The organism is Aeromicrobium sp. MLTX1 (genome assembly GCF_046452335.1).
Classification (GTDB): Bacteria; Actinomycetota; Actinomycetes; order Propionibacteriales; family Nocardioidaceae; genus Aeromicrobium.
Genome location: NZ_JBKFDN010000001.1, coordinates 1,899,836 through 1,918,816, shown reverse-complemented (window position 1 = coordinate 1,918,816; position 18,981 = coordinate 1,899,836). Strand labels below are relative to the sequence as shown.

General features: G+C 72.8%; 22 protein-coding genes. 13 read left to right on the top strand and 9 right to left on the bottom strand.

Going from position 1 to position 18,981, the window contains the following annotated elements; genetic code table 11:
• Position 1 precedes the first annotated feature (1 nt).
• On the top strand, positions 2-379 hold the full coding sequence (locus ACK99Q_RS09350; protein WP_410185847.1) for a YciI family protein: 378 nt from the start codon (positions 2-4) through the stop codon (positions 377-379).
• Here ACK99Q_RS09350 and ACK99Q_RS09345 read toward each other — a convergent pair.
• Entirely contained in the window at positions 376-981 is a 606-nt protein-coding gene (locus ACK99Q_RS09345; protein WP_410185846.1) for a MerR family transcriptional regulator, read from the bottom strand. The genes ACK99Q_RS09350 and ACK99Q_RS09345 overlap by 4 nt on opposite strands.
• A 78-nt stretch (positions 982-1,059) precedes the next feature.
• On the opposite strand from ACK99Q_RS09345, the gene ACK99Q_RS09340 reads away from it, so the two are divergent.
• Complete coding sequence (locus tag ACK99Q_RS09340) at positions 1,060-1,473, top strand: hypothetical protein (protein ID WP_410185845.1); 414 nt, start codon at positions 1,060-1,062, stop codon at positions 1,471-1,473.
• Here the strand turns inward: ACK99Q_RS09340 and ACK99Q_RS09335 are convergent.
• Both ACK99Q_RS09335 and ACK99Q_RS09330 read right to left on the bottom strand, forming a co-directional pair.
• The gene (locus ACK99Q_RS09335; protein ID WP_410185844.1) at positions 1,463-1,912 is read right to left on the bottom strand and encodes a VOC family protein; all 450 of its coding nucleotides are present in this window, start codon (positions 1,910-1,912) and stop codon (positions 1,463-1,465) included. The genes ACK99Q_RS09340 and ACK99Q_RS09335 overlap by 11 nt on opposite strands.
• Before the next feature lie 8 nt (positions 1,913-1,920).
• Complete coding sequence (locus ACK99Q_RS09330; RefSeq protein WP_410185843.1) at positions 1,921-2,697, bottom strand: PIG-L deacetylase family protein; 777 nt, start codon at positions 2,695-2,697, stop codon at positions 1,921-1,923.
• A 55-nt stretch (positions 2,698-2,752) separates the two neighbouring features.
• Between ACK99Q_RS09330 and ACK99Q_RS09325 the strand changes: the two genes are divergently transcribed.
• On the top strand, positions 2,753-3,385 hold the full coding sequence (locus tag ACK99Q_RS09325) for a maleylpyruvate isomerase family mycothiol-dependent enzyme (RefSeq protein WP_410185842.1): 633 nt from the start codon (positions 2,753-2,755) through the stop codon (positions 3,383-3,385).
• Between the two features lie 35 nt (positions 3,386-3,420).
• Here the strand turns inward: ACK99Q_RS09325 and ACK99Q_RS09320 are convergent, their stop codons facing one another.
• On the bottom strand, positions 3,421-4,248 hold the full coding sequence (locus ACK99Q_RS09320) for an alpha/beta hydrolase (RefSeq protein ID WP_410185841.1): 828 nt from the start codon (positions 4,246-4,248) through the stop codon (positions 3,421-3,423).
• Positions 4,249-4,354: 106 nt separating this feature from the next.
• Here ACK99Q_RS09320 and ACK99Q_RS09315 point away from each other — a divergent pair, with 106 nt between their 5' ends.
• Together ACK99Q_RS09315 and ACK99Q_RS09310 are read left to right on the top strand one after the other, a co-directional pair.
• Positions 4,355-4,636 carry a zf-TFIIB domain-containing protein gene (locus ACK99Q_RS09315; RefSeq protein WP_179423649.1) on the top strand — a complete coding sequence of 94 codons (282 nt, stop codon included), beginning with the start codon at positions 4,355-4,357 and terminating at the stop codon, positions 4,634-4,636.
• Positions 4,637-4,639: 3 nt separating this feature from the next.
• Entirely contained in the window at positions 4,640-5,692 is a 1,053-nt protein-coding gene (locus ACK99Q_RS09310; protein WP_410185840.1) for a tocopherol cyclase family protein, read from the top strand.
• On the opposite strand, the gene ACK99Q_RS09305 is transcribed toward ACK99Q_RS09310, so the two are convergent.
• Together ACK99Q_RS09305 and ACK99Q_RS09300 are read right to left on the bottom strand one after the other, a co-directional pair.
• A complete protein-coding gene (locus ACK99Q_RS09305) occupies positions 5,679-6,275 on the bottom strand; it encodes a malonic semialdehyde reductase (RefSeq protein WP_410185839.1) in 597 nt (198 codons plus the stop codon). The two genes, ACK99Q_RS09310 and ACK99Q_RS09305, sit on opposite strands and share 14 nt — an antisense overlap.
• A 78-nt stretch (positions 6,276-6,353) precedes the next feature.
• The gene (locus ACK99Q_RS09300; protein WP_410185838.1) at positions 6,354-6,650 is read right to left on the bottom strand and encodes a DUF2277 domain-containing protein; all 297 of its coding nucleotides are present in this window, start codon (positions 6,648-6,650) and stop codon (positions 6,354-6,356) included.
• Between the two features lie 53 nt (positions 6,651-6,703).
• Here ACK99Q_RS09300 and ACK99Q_RS09295 point away from each other — a divergent pair, with 53 nt between their 5' ends.
• The 3 genes from ACK99Q_RS09295 to ACK99Q_RS09285 all read left to right on the top strand — a co-directional run bounded on the left by ACK99Q_RS09295 (position 6,704) and on the right by ACK99Q_RS09285 (position 8,454).
• Positions 6,704-7,132 carry a methyltransferase domain-containing protein gene (locus ACK99Q_RS09295; RefSeq protein WP_410185837.1) on the top strand — a complete coding sequence of 143 codons (429 nt, stop codon included), beginning with the start codon at positions 6,704-6,706 and terminating at the stop codon, positions 7,130-7,132.
• Between the two features lie 153 nt (positions 7,133-7,285).
• Positions 7,286-8,029, top strand: coding sequence for a dienelactone hydrolase family protein (locus ACK99Q_RS09290; protein WP_410185836.1), 744 nt, complete (start codon positions 7,286-7,288; stop codon positions 8,027-8,029).
• A gap of 53 nt (positions 8,030-8,082) precedes the next feature.
• Complete coding sequence (locus ACK99Q_RS09285) at positions 8,083-8,454, top strand: GNAT family N-acetyltransferase (RefSeq protein WP_410186082.1); 372 nt, start codon at positions 8,083-8,085, stop codon at positions 8,452-8,454.
• Between the two features lie 55 nt (positions 8,455-8,509).
• Here the strand turns inward: ACK99Q_RS09285 and ACK99Q_RS09280 are convergent, their stop codons facing one another.
• Complete coding sequence (locus ACK99Q_RS09280) at positions 8,510-9,442, bottom strand: threonine/serine dehydratase (RefSeq protein WP_410185835.1); 933 nt, start codon at positions 9,440-9,442, stop codon at positions 8,510-8,512.
• A 128-nt stretch (positions 9,443-9,570) separates the two neighbouring features.
• Between ACK99Q_RS09280 and ACK99Q_RS09275 the strand changes: the two genes are divergently transcribed.
• Complete coding sequence (locus ACK99Q_RS09275; protein ID WP_410186081.1) at positions 9,571-10,386, top strand: pseudouridine synthase; 816 nt, start codon at positions 9,571-9,573, stop codon at positions 10,384-10,386.
• 1 nt (position 10,387) lies between these two features.
• On the opposite strand, the gene ACK99Q_RS09270 is transcribed toward ACK99Q_RS09275, so the two are convergent.
• Complete coding sequence (locus ACK99Q_RS09270; RefSeq protein ID WP_410185834.1) at positions 10,388-11,809, bottom strand: SDR family NAD(P)-dependent oxidoreductase; 1,422 nt, start codon at positions 11,807-11,809, stop codon at positions 10,388-10,390.
• Between the two features lie 86 nt (positions 11,810-11,895).
• Here ACK99Q_RS09270 and ACK99Q_RS09265 point away from each other — a divergent pair, with 86 nt between their 5' ends.
• On the top strand, positions 11,896-13,518 hold the full coding sequence (locus ACK99Q_RS09265) for a glycosyltransferase family 61 protein (RefSeq protein ID WP_410185833.1): 1,623 nt from the start codon (positions 11,896-11,898) through the stop codon (positions 13,516-13,518).
• Between the two features lie 3 nt (positions 13,519-13,521).
• On the opposite strand, the gene ACK99Q_RS09260 is transcribed toward ACK99Q_RS09265, so the two are convergent.
• Positions 13,522-14,286: a siderophore-interacting protein gene (locus ACK99Q_RS09260; protein WP_410185832.1), complete on the bottom strand. Its 765-nt coding sequence runs from the start codon at positions 14,284-14,286 to the stop codon at positions 13,522-13,524.
• Between the two features lie 19 nt (positions 14,287-14,305).
• Here ACK99Q_RS09260 and ACK99Q_RS09255 point away from each other — a divergent pair, with 19 nt between their 5' ends.
• The 3 genes from ACK99Q_RS09255 (at position 14,306) to ACK99Q_RS09245 (ending at position 18,970) form a co-directional block, all read left to right on the top strand.
• A complete protein-coding gene (locus tag ACK99Q_RS09255; protein ID WP_410185831.1) occupies positions 14,306-16,258 on the top strand; it encodes a M13 family metallopeptidase in 1,953 nt (650 codons plus the stop codon).
• Position 16,259: 1 nt separating this feature from the next.
• Positions 16,260-17,465: an MFS transporter gene (locus ACK99Q_RS09250; protein ID WP_410185830.1), complete on the top strand. Its 1,206-nt coding sequence runs from the start codon at positions 16,260-16,262 to the stop codon at positions 17,463-17,465.
• Between the two features lie 152 nt (positions 17,466-17,617).
• On the top strand, positions 17,618-18,970 hold the full coding sequence (locus ACK99Q_RS09245) for a TrpB-like pyridoxal phosphate-dependent enzyme (protein WP_410185829.1): 1,353 nt from the start codon (positions 17,618-17,620) through the stop codon (positions 18,968-18,970).
• Positions 18,971-18,981 lie beyond the last annotated feature (11 nt).

Sequence of the window (18,981 nt, the reverse complement as noted above, 5' to 3'; positions counted from 1 at the left end):
CGTGCGCGACCCCCACATCCCCGACTCGTTCGACGTCTACACGCTCGAGGTCCTGCGACGGCCCGAGGACGCGCCCGAGATGCCCGAGGAAGCCCTCGACGCGCTCCAGGCCGAGCACCTCGCCTACCGCGCCGACCTGCGACGCCGGGGCGTGCTCGTCGCGAACGGACCGTTCCTGGAGCAGTCCGACGAGTCGTACCGCGGCCTCTCGATCTTCCGCTGCGACCTCGCCGAGGCCGCCCGGCTCTCGGAGGCCGACCCGTCCGTGCGCGCGGGCCGGCTCGTGTACGACGTCATGCAGTGGTGGGTCGCCTCGGGCACCCTCGCCTTCCCCGAGGCCGAGAGCCCGGTCGGCGAGCGCCGCTCGCTGCCCGACTAGCCGCGGCCCGAGACGACCTCGTGCGCCATGCGTCGCAGTGTCGTGAGCACGGGCTCGTAGAGCAGCGTGCCGACCACGAGCCGCTCGGCCGCGACGATGGGGTCGGTCTCGGCCGCGACGCGTGGGACGTCCACGGCGGCCACGGACTCGGCCGCCCCGAGGTAGGCGTCGAGGACCTCGTCGGTGGCCGGGAAGTCGAGCTCTCGGAGCGTGTCGAGGGCGGCGGCGAGCGTGCGGCGGTGGGGGCTCTCGGCCTCCAGGTGCCAGTCGTGCCGCGCGAGGAGGGCGTCGACCCGCTCGCGCGAGTCCTCCGACGGGTCCTCGGCGACGGGCGTCGAGAGCGGCCACTGGGCGACCCCGCGGGCCTCGTGCTCGGAGCCCGACGCGTCGAGTGCCGCGACCACCGCGCGCACGTCGTCGAGGGCGAGGCCCGCGACCTCGGTCAGGGCACGCACGAGCCGCAGCCGGCGCAGGTGCGAGTCGTCGTAGCGGGCCCACGTGGCGCCCTCGGTCTCGCCCGGAGGGACCAGCCCGGCGCGCAGGTAGTACTTGATCGTCGCGGTCGGCAGGCCGCTGCGGTCGGAGAGCTCGGCGAGGCGCATGCGGACCATCTTGACAGATCGGATAGTTCAGGTCTCCAATAAATGGGATAGTTCCACTATCCGAACATTGGAGCCCCCATGGAATCCCTGCTCTCCGACGACTCGCGCCAGCTCGCCGGCATCCTCTTCCTCGCGCTCGTCACGGTCGAGACCGGCGGCCTGTACATGGTGCGCATCGTCACCGGCCGCGAGGACGTCACCGCGTTCCAGGAGAAGTTCGCGCGGGCCGGTCACGCCCACGCGGGCGTCCTGCTCGTCCTCGCCCTGGTCTGCCAGCCCTTCGTCGACGCCACCGAGCTCACCGGGGTCTGGGAGTGGCTCGCCCGCACCGGCGTCGCGGTCTCGGCCCTGCTCATGCCGGGCGGCTTCTTCTTCGCGTCGATGGGCCGCGGACGCACCCGACCGAACGCGCTGATCGCCCTCGTGTTCGCGGGGGCCGCGCTGCTCGCGATCAGCCTCACGACACTGGGCATCGGTCTGCTCACGGCGTGACGGGTCGCGGGGTGACGGCGACGCCGCCCCACTCCTCGGGCGCCACGTCGCGGAGCGTCTGGTTGAGCACCCACTGGTGACCGAACGGGTCCACGATCGTGGCCTGACGCTCGCCGTACTCCCAGTCGTGCAGCTCGTCGACCAGGCGGGCACCGGCGTCCACGGCAGCCTCGACCGTCGCCGCGACGTCGGCCACCTTCGCCATCACCTGGTGCGAGACCTCGGGCACCGGCTCGCGCCTGCCGGGTCGCACCTCGGCGACCACCAGCTCCGCCGGCGGGCCGTCAGGGAAGCCGAGCTGTGCCCGGTGCCGCTCGCCGATCCGGACGTGCTCGACGAGCCCGATCACATCGCCGTACCAGGCCACGGCGGCCCGCACGTCGGACACGATCAGCACGGGCACCAGCCGGGCGTGCGGCGCCGACCGGTTCGTCCGCATCGGCCCGGTCACGTTCCGCCGAGCTCCATCGCCTCGCGGGCGATCGGCGGCGGCGCATGGAAGTCGAAGGCGCGGAACAGGACCGCGTGGTCGACGCCCATCCGGCGGCCCTGCATCGCCGTGATGCCCGTGATCATCGGGCGCGGCGGCGGGTGACCGGCGATCCCGGCGAGGTACTGTCCGTGCGCCTCCAGCGACGCGATGCCGCGCTCGAGCGGCTCGCCCGTCACGTCGACCCCGTGGGTCGGGCGGTTGTCGCCCGAGACCAGCAGCCAGCGCGGCGACCACGGCTCCAGCCCCTCGGCGAGCAGCTCGGGGAACACCCAGCGGTTGCCGGCGTCGCGCAGTCCGTCGATCGCCGCGAGGCCGGCGACGCGGTGGTCGGCCTGGTTCAGCCCGGCGACGAACTCGACGTCCCACGAGCCCACCAGCACCGCGTCCGGGCGGAACCCACGGATCGACATCGCGATGTCGCGACGCATCGCCAGGGAGTACTCGAGGATCCCGTCCGGGTAGTCCAGGAAGTCGACCTGCGACACCCCGACGACCTCGGAGGCGGCCAGCTGCTCGTCGCGGCGCAGCTCGGCGGTCTCCTTCGGCGACAGCGCGTCCATGCCGGCCTCGCCACGGGTGAGCAGGAGATAGGCGACGTCGACGCCCTCGCTCGTCCAGCGCGCGACGGCCGAGGACGTGCCGTACTCGACGTCGTCCGGGTGGGCCACGACGCACAGGACGCGCTCGAACGCGTCGGCGGGGAACGGCGGGAGCAGCTCGTCTGCGCTCATCCTCGGAATGTACGCCCGGCCGGGCGCGGCGTCGATCCCTCGTAGGGTGGGCGTCATGTCCGACGTCTGGCCGCTCGTGCACGCCGAGCGCGGGGCGCTCATCGCCGACCTCGAGCAGCTGCCGGAGTCCTCGTGGGAGCTGCCCTCGCTGTGCGAGGGATGGACCGTGCACGACGTCGCGGCGCACCTCGTGGACACGGCCTCCACGACACGGCTGGGCTTCGTCGCGGGACTCGTGCGGGCGCGGTTCGACTTCCATCGCCAGAACGAGCGGGGCGTCCGCCGCCACCGCGGTGCGAGTCCTCGAGAGACCCTGCACCGCCTGCGCGACGTCGCGCACCGCACGTCCACGCCACCGGCACCGCTCGACAGCCGCCTCGTCGAGGAGGTCGTCCACGGTGAGGACGTCCGCCGACCGCTGGGACTGGTGCGCGCCTACCCGCAGGAGGCGGTCGAGCGCGCGTTCCGTCTGCAGGAGCGCACGGCCGTGGCGTTCGGCGGCGGCAAGGAGCACCTGGCGGGTGTTCGCATGACCGCCACGGACGCGGACCTGACCGCAGGCGACGGGCCCGAGGTCCGGGGACCGGCGCTGTCGCTGCTGCTCGCCCTCTCCGGCCGTCCCGTCGCTCTCGACGACCTCGACGGTCCCGGGGTCGAGCCGCTCGCGGCACGACTCAGGGACCGATGACCACGCGGCCGAGCGGCTGACGCGGCCTCAGCGTCTCACCGCACGTGGTTCGCGAGCCGCAGGACGGCGTCCGCGACAGGTGGGCCGAACATCACGGCGTCGTTGTGGTCCCCGGTCAGCACCACGCGCTCGAACAGGGAGGGCGCGCCGTCGGCGACGCGCTCGCTGAGCTCGGTCGGCACGACCGCGTCGTGGTGACCGTGGACCACCGTGACGGGCACGTCGCTGGCGGCCAGGTGCTCAGAGACCGGGAAGCGGTCGCGCAGCAGCGTCCGCACCGGCAGCCACGGGTAGTGGTGCGCGCCGACGTCGGCCAGCTCGGTGAACGGCGAGCGCAGCACGATGCCCGCCGGTGGCGTCCGGGCCTGCAGCGCGGCGACCACGCCCGAGCCGAGGGACTCGCCGAACAGGATCGTGCGCTCGGGCGGGTACCCGAGGTCGGCGAGGGCCTCGAGAGCGGCGTCCGCGTCGGCCGCGAGCCCGTCCTCGCTCGGGCGGCCGGGGTTGCCGCCGTACCCCCGGTAGTCCATCAGCAGGACGGTGAGACCGCGCCGGCTCAGCTCCTCCGCGAGACCCGTGCGACTCAGCCGGTTGCCGCCGTTGCCCGGCGCCACGAGCACCGCCAGTCCGGTGTCGGGCTCGGCCGCGGGGACGATCCACGCCCCCAGCTCGAGCCCGTCGGCGGTGCTCAGCGTGACGTCGCGCGCGCCCGGGACCGCCTCCGCCGCCGCGGGCACGGGCTCCGCGTCGGGGAAGTAGATCAGCTGGCGCTGCAGCGCCCACACGGCCGCCACCCCCATCCCGACCAGCAGGACCGCCGCGACGAGCGCCCGGACGAGCCATCGGCGCGACGGGCTGGTCATGCCTCATGCTCACCGCCCACGGCCCGCTCGGCAAGCACGCCGAGCGGCGGCGGCGTTGGCAGGGCCCGCCTACGCTGAATCCAGTTCCCACTCCTGGAGGTCCCCGATGAAGTGCCCCAACGACGCGACGACCCTCGTGATGAGCGAGCGGTCCGGCGTGGAGATCGACTACTGCCCCGAGTGCCGCGGCGTGTGGCTCGACCGCGGCGAGCTGGACAAGATCCTCGAGCGCGCCGAGCAGGACGCCACCCGCACCGCCGCGCCGCAGCGCGACGACCGCTACGCGCCGCGCCCGTCGTACGACGACCGGGACCGCCGCTACGACGACCGCAGCAGCGGCTACCGGGGCAAGAAGAAGAGCCACTGGCTCGGCGAGCTGTTCGACTGAGCCATGCTCCGGCCCGCCGCGCTGCGTGACGCCTACCGGGCGAGCGGTGCGGACCGCCCGTTCGGCGACCCCCTCCCGGCGCACGGCGTCGCGATGGAGGGCTACTTCTGGCGCTTCACCGACCCGGCCTCCGGGCGCGTGCTGATCGCTCTCGACGGGGTGAACCGCGCGGCCGGCGGCACGTGGTCGACCCTCGGCGTGGCCTCCCACCCGAACGGGTTCCTGCGCACGGCGGCGCATCCGGCGGGCCAGGCGGACGAGACCGGGCTCGGCGTGGTCTCCGGGGTCGCGTTCCGAGGCTCGCCCGACCGCCTGCACGTCGACCTCGGACCCGACGCGCGGATCGACGTCGAGGTCAGGCGGCCCGTGCCGTGGCCGCGTCGCAGCCTAGGAGGGTCGAGCAGCTTCCAGGCGGTCCCGGGCCTCAACCAGTACTGGCATCCGTGGCTGCTCGGCGGCTCCGCGCACGGCGAGGCCGTCGTGGGCACCGAGACGTGGCAGCTCGACGGCTGGCAGGTCTACGGCGAGAAGAACTGGGGCAAGGGCGGCTTCCCCGACGCGTGGTGGTGGGGCCAGGCGCAGGGCTTCGAGGACCCGTCGGTGTGCGTCGCGTTCGCGGGCGGCGAGGTCTCGGCAGGACCGCTGCGCACCACCGTGACAGCCGTCGTCGTGCTGCTGCCCGACGGGAGGCTGGTGCGGCTCGGCGACCCGGTCGTGTCGCCGGTGCGCGCCGAGGTCAGCGACGAGCGCTGGTCCCTGCGCGGCCGCAGTGCCCGCTGGCGAATCGAGATCGAGGGCTGGGGCGACCTCGCCGCCGCCCACGTGCTGCCGGTGCCGCTCCCCCGCGAGCGCCGCAACGTGCCGGGCGCGATCGAGCACCTCGGCGCCCGCATGCACGTCACGGTCCACCACCGCGACCGGCTGGTGTGGCAGGGCGAGTCCGGGCTCGCGGCGCTGGAGCACGGTGGAATCGACCGTGCCCGCGCCGAGGTGACTCGACGCGGGCACGGGGAGGACGCGGTGGACGCGCCCCCGGTGGGGCTCAGAGAGCCGTGACGACCTGCTCGTGCTCGAGGCGCGGGAGGCGGTCGAACCAGGCGTTCTCGCCCGGGTGGCCGATGTTGACGACGACCATCGTCTTGTAGCCGGTGCCGGCCAGCAGGTCCTCGTCGATGCCGTCGGCGTCGAAGCCGGTCATCGGGCCCGCGGCCAGTCCGGCGGCGCGCACGCCCATGATGAAGTAGCCGATCTGCAGGCCGGCGTTGAGGCGTGCCGTGGCCTCACGGGCGACCGGGTCCGGGAACCAGTCCTTGGCGCCCTCGGCGTGCGGGAAGACCGTCGGCAGGTGCTCGTTGAAGTCGGTGTCCGCGGCGAGGATGGCGACCAGCGGGGCGGCGGCCGTCTTGTCGCGGTTGCCCTCGGCCATGTGCTTCAGCAGGCGCGCGCGGGCGTCGTCGCTGCGGACCAGCACGACGCGCAGGGGCTGCGAGTTCATCGCGGTCGGACCGAACTTCACGAGGTCCTGGATCGCGGCGACCTGCTCGTCGGTCACCGGCTCGTCGGTGAAGGAGTTCGCGGTGCGGGCCTGACGGAACAGCAGGTCCTGGGCGTCGGACGAGAGCTCGAGAAAATCGTTCATGATTCAACTAACGCCCCGCGGGGGCCCGGACCTTCCCGAACGCGCACGTGTCCCTCCTCACGTGCGCCCTCGAGTGGCTCAGGCGCTGGCGGTGCGCAGGCGGACCTCGCGCTCCATCCGCTTCTCGTGGCGCTCGCGTCCCTTGATCGCCTCGCGCTCGCGGCTCTTCGGCGGCGCCTTCGTCACGAGGTCGTCGAGCAGCCGTCGGGTGGCCTCCGCGATCTCGTCGATCGCGCGGTCGAACGCCTCCTGGTTGGCGCGCGACGGCTTGGTGGACCCGCTGACCTTCCGCACGAACTGCAGTGCGGCCTCGCGGACCTCCTCGTCCGTCGTCGCCGGCTCGAAGTTGTGGAGGACTCGGATGTTGCGGCACATGTCTCGACGGTAACCCCGCGAGGGCGTGCCGAACAGGCCCGCTCGTTGCGACGATGGACGCCATGAGCTCCCTCTCGCCCCGGCTGGCCGCGGTCCTCGAGGCCCTGCCGCTCGCGCCGGGCCTGCGGGTGCTCGAGGTCGGCGGAGCGCCCGGCCCGCTCGCCCGCGCGATGGCCGCCCGTGTCTCCCCCGGCGGCTTCGTCCTCGTGGTCGACCGCTCGGAGCGGGGCGTCGCGGCCACCCGCACCGCCTGCTCCGCCGAGATCGCGGCGGGCGTCCTCGGCGTGCGACTCGCCTCGGCGGAGGCGTTCCGGCTCGAGCCCGGCGAGGCCCCGTTCGACCTCGCCGTCGCCAACCGGGTCGGTGCCCTCGACGGACGTCACCCCGCCCTCGAGGACGCCACGCTGGCCGCCCTCCGTGCCGCGACCACCCCCGGCGCTCCGCTCTACGTGGACGGCCGGCGCGTCGCATCAGGCTCGTGAGCGGCCCGCGCGCTGCTACGGTCGGAAGGTCCGTGCAGCACAGCGAGGAGGTGGTACCCGTGAACACTTCACGACGGGTGCTCCCCTCCGGGGTCACGGTCGGGCGATAGGTCGTCCGGGAGCGCCGTTCCAGCACTCCCGAAAGGCACGACCATGCAGTTCCTCTCCGAGCAGCGGCTCGACGGCGTCCTCGAGCGCCACCTCGTCCACGACGACATCCCCGGCATCCTCTGGACGCCGGACTCCGGTCCCGCTCCCGTGATCCTCCTCGGGCACCCGGGCGGGCTGGAGCCGATGCACCCGCGGCTCCTCGGCCGCGCCCGCCATGGCGCCGAGCACGGCTTCGCCTCGCTCACGATCGAGCTCCCCGGCGCGGGCGTCCGTCCTCGCGTCCCGGAGCTGGAGCGGGCCCGCGCCGACCTACGATCGGCCCTGGCCGAGGGACGACCGGTCGACGACACGATCGTCGATGCCCTCGTCCTCACGCTGGTCGACCTGGCCGCACCCGAGTGGCACTCAGCGCTCGATGCCGCGCTCGCCCTGCCCGGGATCGAGGGCCCGGTCGGCATCTCGGGCGGCGTGATCGCGCTGGCCGTCCGGCTGGCCGTCACCGACCCGCGGATCGAGGCGGCACTCCTGTTCGCCGGCAGCTTCGTGCCTCGATCCACCCTCGGGGAGGCGCGGCGGCTGCGCACCCCCGTGCACGTCCTGCTGCAGTGGGACGACGCGGGCAACGACCGGCAGCAGGCCCTCGACCTGTTCGACGCGTTCGCCACCGAGGAGAAGACCCTGCACGCGAACCTGGGAGGCCACACGGGCGTGCCGGCGTTCGAGGCCGACCCCGCGATGGCCTTCCTCGTCCGCCACCTCCGGCCGGGCTCGACGATGGGACAGTAGGGCCATGGTGGACGGATACTCCCTGCACGGAACGGCGCCGGGAGGTCGACTACCTGCGCCTGCGCGAGGAGTCGGGGCTCACGCCGAAGCGTCCCGACCAGGCAGGCCCGGCGCTCGCCGGCGGCTGGGCGGCGTGCCACGTGGTGCACGAGGCCACCGGTGAGACCGTGGCGATGGGGCGCGTCATCGGCGACGGCGGCTGGTACTTCCACGTGGTCGACATGGCCGTGCTGCCCGACCACCAGCGCCGCGGGCTCGGCGACCTCGTCCTGTCGCACCTGCTCGACGTGATCGCGGCCGACGCTCCCCCGGGCGCCTACGTCTCGCTGATGGCCGACCCGCTCGGCCGCCGCCTGTACGAGCGCCACGGGTTCGTCGACAGCGCCCCGCGGTCGGTCGGCATGGTCCTGGAAGACGAACGATGAGGCATTCGGCCCCGCTCAGGTACCCGAATGCCTCATCGTTCGTCCGCCGGGCGCCTCAGGGCCGCGCGAGGGTGGCGGGGTCCGTGTTCGCGCCGCAGACGACGACCGCGACGCGCTCGCCGGGCTCCGGCACGTAGCGACCGGAGTGCAACGCGGCGTAGGCCGCGGCGGCGCCGTGCTCGGACGGGAGGCGGAACTCGTCCCACAGCGCCGTCCGGGCCGCGACGATCTCGTCGTCGGTGACCATCACCGGGACCGGCGCCTCGGCCTCGACGGCCGCGAACGCGAGGTCGCCGAGCCGGCGCGCGCCGAGCGAGTCGGCGGCCACGCCGGAGACTGCGACGTCCACGGGTCGCCCCGCCTCGACCGCGCGGTGCAGCGTGGGGCACTGCTCGGGCTCGACCACCACCACGCGCGCCCGGCCCAGCGCGGACGCCGCGACCCCGGCGTACAGGCCTCCCCCGCCGACGGCGACGACGATCGTGTCGATCGACGGCTCGTCCTCGAGCAGCTCCTCGGCGATCGTGCCGGCACCGGCTGCGACGTCGACCTGGTCGTAGGCGTGCGCGAGCGCCGCTCCGGCCTGCTCGGCGTACTCCACGGACGCGCGGTGCGCCTCGGCGAACTCGGAGCCGACCCGGCGGACCTCCGCCCCGTACGCCTCGATCCGGTCGACCTTGACCTGCGGTGCCGCCTCGGGGACGAACACGGTGGCCCGCACGCCCAGCTCGCGGGCCGCGAACGCCTGCGCGAGGCCCGCGTTCCCGCCGGACGCCACCACGATGCCGGCATCGGTGATCTCCCCCGACTCGAGGCCGGCGAGCTGGCGGTTGAACGCACCGCGCGTCTTGAACACGCCGCAGTGCTGGAGCAGCTCGAGCTTGAGCCACAGGGAGTCGTCCGCCGATGCCCGCCACAGCGGCGTGCGCCGCACGCGTCCCTCGATCCGATCCGCCGCTGCCTGCACGTCCCGCCTCGTGACCGTCACGCCCTCCAGTATCCCGCGCCTAGACTCGGGCGGTGCCTCCCCGTTCGCCGCTGCCGCCCCGTCACGGGCTCCAGGCGGCCTGGCTGCGCACGCCAGACCGCGATCCGCAGGGACCGCCGTGGCCGTCGATGGTCGCGTGGCTCGAGCACGAGATCGCCCCGCACGCCGACGTCCGCGAGATGCTCGGGGACGAGCGCATCGTCTACGACGACCTGACGCCCGTGAGGGTCGGCGACCCCTATGCGCCGCACACGTTCGTGTGGTTCCACCGCGACCTGCGCGACGAGGTCGAGGTGCCCGGCGAGATCCGGATCCTGCACCGCGACGAGCGGATCCTCGTGGTGGACAAGCCACCGTTCCTCTCGACGATCCCGCGTGGCCGCCACGTGCTGCAGAGCGTCGTCGTGCGGCTGCGCACCGAGCTCGACCTCCCCGAGCTGACGCCGCTGCACCGGCTCGACCGCGTCACCTCGGGCGTCCTGCTGCTGGCGACGGAGCGCCGCTGGCGCGGGCCGTACCAGACCCTCTTCGAGCAGCGGAAGGTCAAGAAGACCTACCGCGCCCTCGCGCTGTGGCAGGAGGCGCTCGAGTCGCCGGTCGTCGTCCGCAACCACCTGCGCAAGGACCGGGGCACCCTCCGGGCCGAGGTCGTTCCGGACGCGCCGGTCAACGCCGAGACCCTGGTCGAGATGGAGGAGCGCCGGGGCGACCTCGCCGTCTACCGCCTCAGTCCCCGCACCGGACGGACCCACCAGCTGCGGATGCACCTGGCCGCGCTCGGCAGCCCGATCGTCGGCGACCCGCTCTACCCGACCGTCGCCGACGTCTCGGTCGACGACTTCTCGAGCCCGCTCCAGCTCCTCGCGAGCGAGCTCGAGCTCACCGACCCGGTCGACGGCACCGAGCGCCGCTGGGTGAGCGGCCGGACGTTCCCGCTGACGTGACTCAGTGGCCCCCGCCGATGGCGGCGGGGCCGGCCTCACGGCGGATGTCGATGACGTGGCCCGTCATCGGCGCGACGAGGACGTCGAGCGAGCGCCGCGCGACCTCCTCGGACGACAGCAGCGTGCCCTCGGGCTCCTCGCCGAACGCCTTCGTGCGCATCGGGGTGCCGGTGCGCTCGGGGTTCACGCAGTTCACGCGCACCTCGCCGGCCCACTCGTCGGCCAGCGCCTGCGTGAGGTTCACCGTGGCGGCCTTCGCCGACGAGTACAGCGAGTAGCCCTTGCGGCCGCGCGTGTAGGACGACGACGTGAACAGCAGCAGCGAGCCGTTCGACTCGGCCAGCAGCGGGCGGAACTCCTGCGCGATGAAGATCGGGGCGAGGTAGTTGATCTCGGTGGCGGCCCAGATCGTCTCCTCGGACGTGTCGGCGAGGTCGCCGATCGGCAGCACCCCGGCGGTGTTCACGACGAAGTCGACCCGGCCGGCCTTCTCCACGACCTCGCGCGCGGCCTCGGCGACGTCCTCGCGCCGGTCGACGTGCGTGCCCGTGGACGAGCGCGAGAACGCGAACACCCGGGCGCCGTACGACTCGGCGAGCTTCGCGATGTCGCCGCCGATCCCGTAGGAGCCGCCGAACACGACCATCGTCTTGCCCTCCAGGGCGGCGCGGTACTGCTCGTCGTCGAGCTCGTCCGGCGTCTCGGCCGAGGCCAGCTGGAACAGCTTGTCGGCGATGTAGACGTCGATCGGCTCGGTGACCTTCATGTTCCGCTCGTGGCCCTGGACGACCGCGATCGGCACGTCGGGGCGGTAGCGCAGCACGACGGTGCAGTCGTCGGTGGCGGTGAAGTCGGGGTCCTGCCATGCCTTCTCGTAGGCGTCGCGGATGATCGAGGACCGGAAGGCCTGCGGGGTCTGGCCGCGGCGCAGCAGGTCGCGACGCAGCACGTCGGAGATCGTGTCGAGGTCGCCCGTGCGCTCGTCGTGCACCTGGACCACGGTGTCGGCCGACGGGATGGCGGTGTCGACGGCCTCGTACGTGGCGAGCGCGTCGACCACGTCGGAGATGATCGTCTGCGACACGAGCGGACGCACCGCGTCGTGGAAGAGGACGTTGCACTCCTCGTCGCCGAGCGCCTGCAGCGCCAGGCTCGTGGTCTCGTTGCGGGTCGAGCCGCCCTCGAGCACCTGCGTGACCTTCGGGTAGGCGCCGTCGCGCACGATGGCGTGCACGGGGTCGAGGTGGCCCTGCGCCATGAGGATGATGATCTCGTCGACCGCGTCGGCGGCCTGGAACACCGAGATGGTGTGCTCGAGGATCGTCTTGCCGGCGATCTTGATCAGCTGCTTCGGGATCGCCAACCCCACACGGGTCCCGGTGCCACCGGCGAGGATCACGGCCACGTTGCGCAATTCGGTCACCCGTCGAGGTTACCGGTGGGGCACCACGACGCGCCGGGCGGCAAAGGAGGCGTTTCTGGCGTCCCTCCCGTCCCTACACTCACCTCATGCGCCAGGGTCGCACCGCACCGCGGTGGCTGGCGGCGGTGGAGGGGTCCGGCGCCGCCTCCGGCGACGTGGTCGCCATCGGTCTGGACCCGGGCGATCCCGGACTCGTCGCGCTGGCCGAGGCGCTCCCGGAGAGCCGCATCCACCTTGTGCTCCCGAAGGGCACGGACCCTTCACGGCGCGCCCTCCCCGAGAACGTCACGCCGCACGCCCACCGGCGGTGGTCCGACCTGGCCACCTGGGTCGTGGAGTCGCTCGGCGTGCGGCCGCGGGCGATCGTCGACCACCTCGGCGCGCGACGCACCGGCGCGTCGGTGCTCGACCGGCTGCTGTGGACCCTGGAGCCCGGCGGCGTTTACGTCCTCACGGCGTCCTCGTCGGACCCGCGCCCGGATCTGGACGAGGAGTCGCTGCTGGCCGTCGACGGCGTGGAGGTCATGGACGGCGCGGTGCTCGTGCGCAAGGCCACGTCGCACCTGTTCACCGTGCGCGAGTGGCCACGTCCGCTGCGGGATGCCTCCGGCCCCTCGCTCGATGAGGCGGACCGGATCCACACGGAGCGCGCCTACTCCTACGCGTCCCGGGCCACCGTGCACGTCCACGGCCGACCCTCCGTCTCCCACTTCCACCCGACGATCGAGGTCCCGGAGCGGCACCTGCGACTCACCCACGACGTCACGTGCCTGCCCCGCATGCTCGCCACGAGCCACGGCCGCGTCCTGCCCAGCTCGTTCCGCCATCCCCACAACAAGCGGCTCACCCACCCGCACCTCGTCACCAGCGCGCCGGACTTCGTGCGCCTGGGCCGCGAGTACGAGTCGCTGCCGCCGCTCGCCGGCCCGCACCTCCAGCTGGACTCGACCTATCCCGGTCACTTCGGTCACGCCGTCACCGAGCAGCTGGGCCACCTCTGGGCCTGGGACCTCGTGCGGTCGCGGTTCCCCGACGCCCGGGTCGTCCTGACCCTGCCGCCGAAGCGTCGCGAGCTCTGGCCGTTCCAGCGGGAGATGCTGGGAGCATTCGGCATCGAGCCCGACTCCGTGATCGCCCTCCGCTCGAACCAGTCGGTCCGGATGGACGCGCTGCTCACGTGCACGCCGGCGTTCGAGAACCCCCACTTCGTCGACCTCCGGATGCGCGAGGTCTGGCAGACGCTGTTCCGTCACCTCGTGCGCGACGCGGAGACCCGCGACGTCCCGCCCCCCGAGCGCCTCTTCATCACGCGCCCGCCGGGGTCGCAGCGCGAGGCTCTACGCGCCGCCGCGATCGAGCGGTTCTTCCGGCGACGGGGCTTCCGCCTCGTGCGGCCCGAGACGCTCACGTGGGGTCAGCAGGCGTGGATCTTCTCCCGCGCGAAGGTGATCGCCGGCTACGGCGGCAGCGGGATGTTCAACATGATGTTCAATCCCGACGCCCGCGTCATCGTCATCACCGGCGACGCCTACACGGCACGGAACGAGCACCTCTTCGCCGCCGCGAACGGCAACGAGATCCACTACTTCTTCGGCACGTCCACGATCCGTCCGCGCCCCGGGAAGCACGACCCCGTGGCGTTCGTCTCCGACTTCGCGTTCGACCTGCGCGGCAGCCGGAAGGCGCTCGAGGCCGCGATCGGCGGGTAGGCGTCAGGCGCCGGGGCGCATGACGGCGTCCTGCTGCTCGCGCTTCCAGGCGCGGAAGCCCTCCTCGGTCTCGCCGCTGCGCCAGTAGGCCGAGACGGAGATGTCGGCGCGTTCGACGCGGCCGTCGAGCAGGTAGGGACGCACGGACTTCAGCAGTGCCGACTCGCCGTGCACGAAGGCCTGGACGCGACCCTGCGGCCACGGCCAGGCGCGCACCGCGTCGTCGAGGAGCGTGGTGGAGCCGGGTGCCGCGCCGTCGCGGTGCAGCCAGTGCACGTCGACCTCGCCCGAGGTCGGCAGGTCGATCTCGTGCCCCGGGCCGTCGACCTCGAGGAAGGCCGTCGCGGTGGCGCCGGGCTCGAGGGCCGCGATGGACGCGGCGATCGCCGGCAGGGCGGACTCGTCGCCCACGAACAGGTGGTGGTCGGCGTCGGGGTGTGGCCGGTAGGCACCGCCGGGGCCGCGGAATCGCAGCGTGTCGCCGGGCTGTGCCGCCAGCGCCCAGGGCCCGGCGAGGCCCTCGGTGCCGTGCGTGACGAAGTCGATCGCGAGCTCGCGGGCCTCGGGATCCACCCACCGCACGGTGTACGTGCGCAGCACGGTGTCGTCGCCGTCGGCGAACACGAGCTTGACGTACGTGTCGGTGGAGTCGAGATGGTGCGCCAGGTACTCGTCGAACGCGGGTCCGCCGAGTACCACGCGGCGCAGTCGCGGCGCCAGGTCCTCGGTGCGCTGGACGATCAGTTCCACCTCGGTCTTCTGAGCCACGCTGTGTAGCCTAAACCGCGTGACCCAAGGCTTCGATCCCACGACGTTCGACACCCAGATCCGCCCGCAGGACGACCTGTTCCGCCACGTGAACGGACCTTGGCTGCGCGACACGCCGATCAAGCCCGACCGGGCCACCGCCGGAGGGTTCGTGGACCTCGTCGACGAGGCCGAGATCCTCGTCCGCTCCATCGTCGAGTCCTGCGCCGCCGAGCCACAGGACGACGAGCAGCGCAAGATCGGCGACCTGTTCGCCAGCTTCATGGACACCGAGCGCATCGAGCAGCTCGGCGCCGCTCCCCTGGCCGACGACCTGGCCGCCATCGACGCGATCGACTCGATCCCCTCGCTCGTCCGCACGATCGGCGCGCTCGAGCGTGCGGGCGTCAACAGCATCGTCGGCCTCTACATCGCGCCCGACCGCGGCCAGCCCGACCGCTACGTCACGCACGTCGTCCAGGCGGGCATCGGCCTGCCCGACGAGTCGTACTACCGCGACGAGCAGTTCACCGAGATCCGCGACGCCTACCGCGACCACGTCGCCGCGATGCTCCAGCTGGCCGGCTTCGACGATGCCGCCGACCGCGCCGACCGCGTGCTCGAGCTCGAGACCGCGATCGCCTCGCACCACTGGGACCGCGTCGCCGTCCGCGACGCCCAGAAGACCTACAACCTCAAGACGTTCGCCGAGCTCGGCGAGCTCACCCCCGCCTTCGACTGGCAGGCGTGGGCGCAGGCCGCCGGGATCGACCTGTCCGTGCTGGCCGAGGCCGTCGTCTCGCAGCCGTCCTACCTTGAGGGCCTGCAGGGCCTCCTCGACGAGGGCTCGCTCCCCGCGTGGCGCGACTGGCTGCGCTGGCAGCTCGTGCACGGTGCCGCGCCGTTCCTGTCCGACGACTTCGTCGAGACCAACTTCGCGTTCTACGGCAAGACGCTGCAGGGCACCGACGAGCTGCGTCCCCGCTGGAAGCGCGGCATCGGCTTCGTCGAGGGCTCGATGGGCGAGGCCGTCGGCAAGATCTACGTCCGCACCGAGTACCCGGCCGACGCGAAGTCGCGCATGGAGGAGCTCATCGCGAACCTCCTCGAGGCCTACCGCATCAGCATCCGCGAGCTGCCGTGGATGAGCGACGAGACCAAGCAGCGCGCGCTGGCGAAGCTCGACGCGTTCACGCCGAAGATCGGCCACCCCGAGTCGTTCAAGGACTACGCGGCCCTCGAGACCGACCCGGCCGACCTCGTCGGCAACGCGCGCCGCGCGCAGTCGGTGGCGATGGACCGCGAGCTGGCCAAGATCGGCCAGCCCATCGACCGCGACGAGTGGTACATGACCCCGCAGACGGTCAACGCCTACTACAACCCGACGATGAACGAGATCGTCTTCCCCGCCGCGATCCTGCAGCCGCCGTTCTTCGACGCCGGGATCGACGACGCGGTGAACTACGGCGCGATCGGCTCGGTCATCGGCCACGAGATCGGACACGGCTTCGACGACCAGGGCTCGCAGTACGACGGCACCGGCGCCCTGAGCAACTGGTGGACCGACGAGGACCGTGCCGCGTTCGACGGCCTCGCCGCGAGGATCATCGCGCAGTACGACGACCTCAGCCCCGAGAACGCCGACGGCCAGACCGTCAATGGCGCGCTCACGATCGGCGAGAACATCGGCGACCTGGGCGGACTCGGCATCGCGTACCTCGCGTTCAAGCTCGCACAGGAGGGGAAGCCCGCCGACCCGATCGACGGCCTCACGCCCGACCAGCGCTTCTTCCTGGCGTGGGCGCGTGCGTGGCAGGGCAAGGTGCGACCGGCCGAGACGATCCGTCGCCTCACGGTCGACCCGCACTCGCCGCCGGAGTTCCGCTGCAACCAGGTCGTGCGCAACATCGACGCCTTCTACGAGGCGTTCGGCGTGACCCCGGACGACGCGCTGTGGCTCGACCCGGCCGAGCGCGTCACGATCTGGGCCTGAGGTGACCTGGGCGCACCAGCGGCGCGCCCTGGGCACGCTCGCGCTGGCCCAGGTCGTGGGCGGCATCGGCAACGGCGCCGGCCTCGCGGTGGGCGCCCTGCTCGTCGAGGACGTCAGCGGCTCGGCCGGGTGGGCGGGGCTCGCCGTCGTCGCGATGACCCTCGGCGCCGCCGGCTTCACGGTGCCCCTGTCGAACCTCGCCGTGCATCGCGGCCGCCGGCCCGCCCTCACCGCGGGGTGGCTGGGCGGTGCGCTCGGCGCCGTCGCCGTGATCGCGGGCGGCGAGTGGCGCTCGCTGCCGCTGCTGCTCGTCGGGTTCCTGCTGTTCGGCGCGAGCACCGCGGCCAACCTCCAGTCGCGGTTCGCCGCCGCCGACCGGGCCGAGTCCGCGCAGGTGGGCCGCTCGATCTCGCTCGTGGTGTGGGCCACGACGATCGGGTCGGTCGCTGGCCCCAACCTCACCGGTCCGGGCGCCGCGGTCGCCCGCACGCTCGGCATCCCCGAGCTGGCGGGCCCGCAGGTCTTCTCGGCAGTGGCGTTCACGGCGGCCGGGATCCTCACGTGGGTGCTGCTGCGGCCCGACCCGCTGCCGCGCCGCGACGCCGCCGCTCCCCCGCCGCCGCGGATCGCCGCCGCGCTGCCTCACGTCCGCGGCGCCACGGCCATCGCGATCACCTCGGTCGCGCTGTCGCACGCGGTCATGGTCGCGGTCATGGCGCTGACGCCGGTGCACATGTCGGGCCACGGCGCCGAGCTCTCGATCATCGGTCTCACGATCAGCCTCCACATCGCCGGCATGTTCGCGCTGTCGCCGCTGTTCGGCTGGCTGTCCGACCGCTGGGGTCCCGAGCCCACGATCCTGCTCGGGCAGGCCGTGCTGATCCTGGCCTGCGGCATCGCGGGCACCGCTGGCTCGTCCGACGTGCAGATCACGATCGGACTGATCCTGCTGGGCGTCGGCTGGTCGATGTCGGTCATCGCGGGCGCGGCCCTGCTCACGCGCAGCGTCGCCCCGGACGTCCGGCCGCTCGTGCAGGGCTTCAGCGACCTGACGATGAACCTCGCCGGGGCCGCCGGAGGCTTGATCGCCGGTCTCGTCGTCGCCGTCTGGAGCTTCGGCGCGCTCACCGCCGTCGCCACCGTGCTGACGGTCCCCGTCGTCGCCGCCGTCGTGCTCGCGTCCCGCGCACCGGCTCGCCTGGGCTGACGGATTCCCCGGTTACCTGGGTTTGCCGTCACTCTCCGGGGATCGCAACCCCCGGGAAGTGACAGGGAACCACGTTCAGTGAGGAGAACCCACGTCACCGGGGAAACCGACACTCGCCCTCGGCGAGCAGCCGGGACCACTAGGCTCGCCGCGTGACCGATCAGATCAGGTTCGTGCTCCCCGAGTCCGACATGCCCACGCACTGGTACAACATCGTCCCGGACTTCCCCACGCCGCCGCCCCCGCCGCTGCACCCGGGCACGCACCAGCCGGTCGGTCCCGACGACCTCGCGCCGCTGTTCCCGCCGGAGCTGATCGCCCAGGAGGTCACCTCCGAGCGCTTCGTCGAGATCCCCGAGCCCGTGCGCGACGTCTACCGCCAGTACCGGCCGTCGCCGCTCGTTCGCGCCCGCCGCTGGGAGCAGGCGCTCGGCACCTCGGCGCGCATCTACTACAAGTACGAGGGCGTCTCGCCGGCCGGCTCGCACAAGACCAACACGTCGGTGCCGCAGGTGTACTACAACGCGATCCACGGCGTCACCCGCCTGACCACCGAGACCGGCGCCGGCCAGTGGGGCACCGCCCTCGCCTACGCGTGCTCGCTGTTCGGCCTCGAGTGCGAGGTCTGGCAGGTCGGCGCCTCCTTCGACACCAAGCCGCAGCGCCGCACCCTCATCGAGGTCTTCGGCGGCAAGGTCCACCGCTCCCCCAGCCGCCTCACGGAGTTCGGCCGCTCGCTGCCCGAGGACCACACCGGATCGCTCGGCATCGCGATCAGCGAGGCCGTCGAGGTCGCCGCGCAGGACGAGACCATCAAGTACGCGCTGGGCTCGGTGCTCAACCACGTGCTGCTGCACCAGACGATCATCGGCGAGGAGGCGCTCAAGCAGCTCGCGCTGGCGGGTGAGGACGGTGCGGACCTCGTGATCGGCTGCGCCGGCGGCGGCTCGAACTTCGCCGGTCTCACGTTCCCGTTCCTGCGCGAGAAGCTCGCGGGCCACCAGTCGCCGCGGATCCTCGCCGTCGAGCCGGCCTCGTGCCCCACGCTGACGCGCGGCGAGTACCGCTACGACTTCGGCGACACCGGCGGCATGACCCCGCTCATGAAGATGTACACGCTGGGTCACGACTTCGTGCCGTCGCCGATCCACGCCGGAGGCCTGCGCTACCACGCGATGGCGCCGCTGGTGTCCCACGCCGTGCACGAGGGCCTCATCGAGGCGACGGCGCTGCACCAGAGCGAGTGCTTCGACAGCGCCATCGAGTTCGCGCGCACCGAGGGCATCGTCCCGGCGCCCGAGTCCTCCCACGCGCTCGCCCAGGCACGTCGGGCCGCGCTGGAGGCCAACGAGAACGGCACCGAGCCCGTCATCGTCGTGGGCCTGTCCGGTCACGGCCTGCTGGAGCTCGGCGCGTACGACTCGTACCTGAACGGCCGGCTCGAGGACGACCCCCTGTCGGACGAGGACCTGCAGGCGGCTCTGGCGAACGTCCCCGTCATCTGATCTGATGCGGG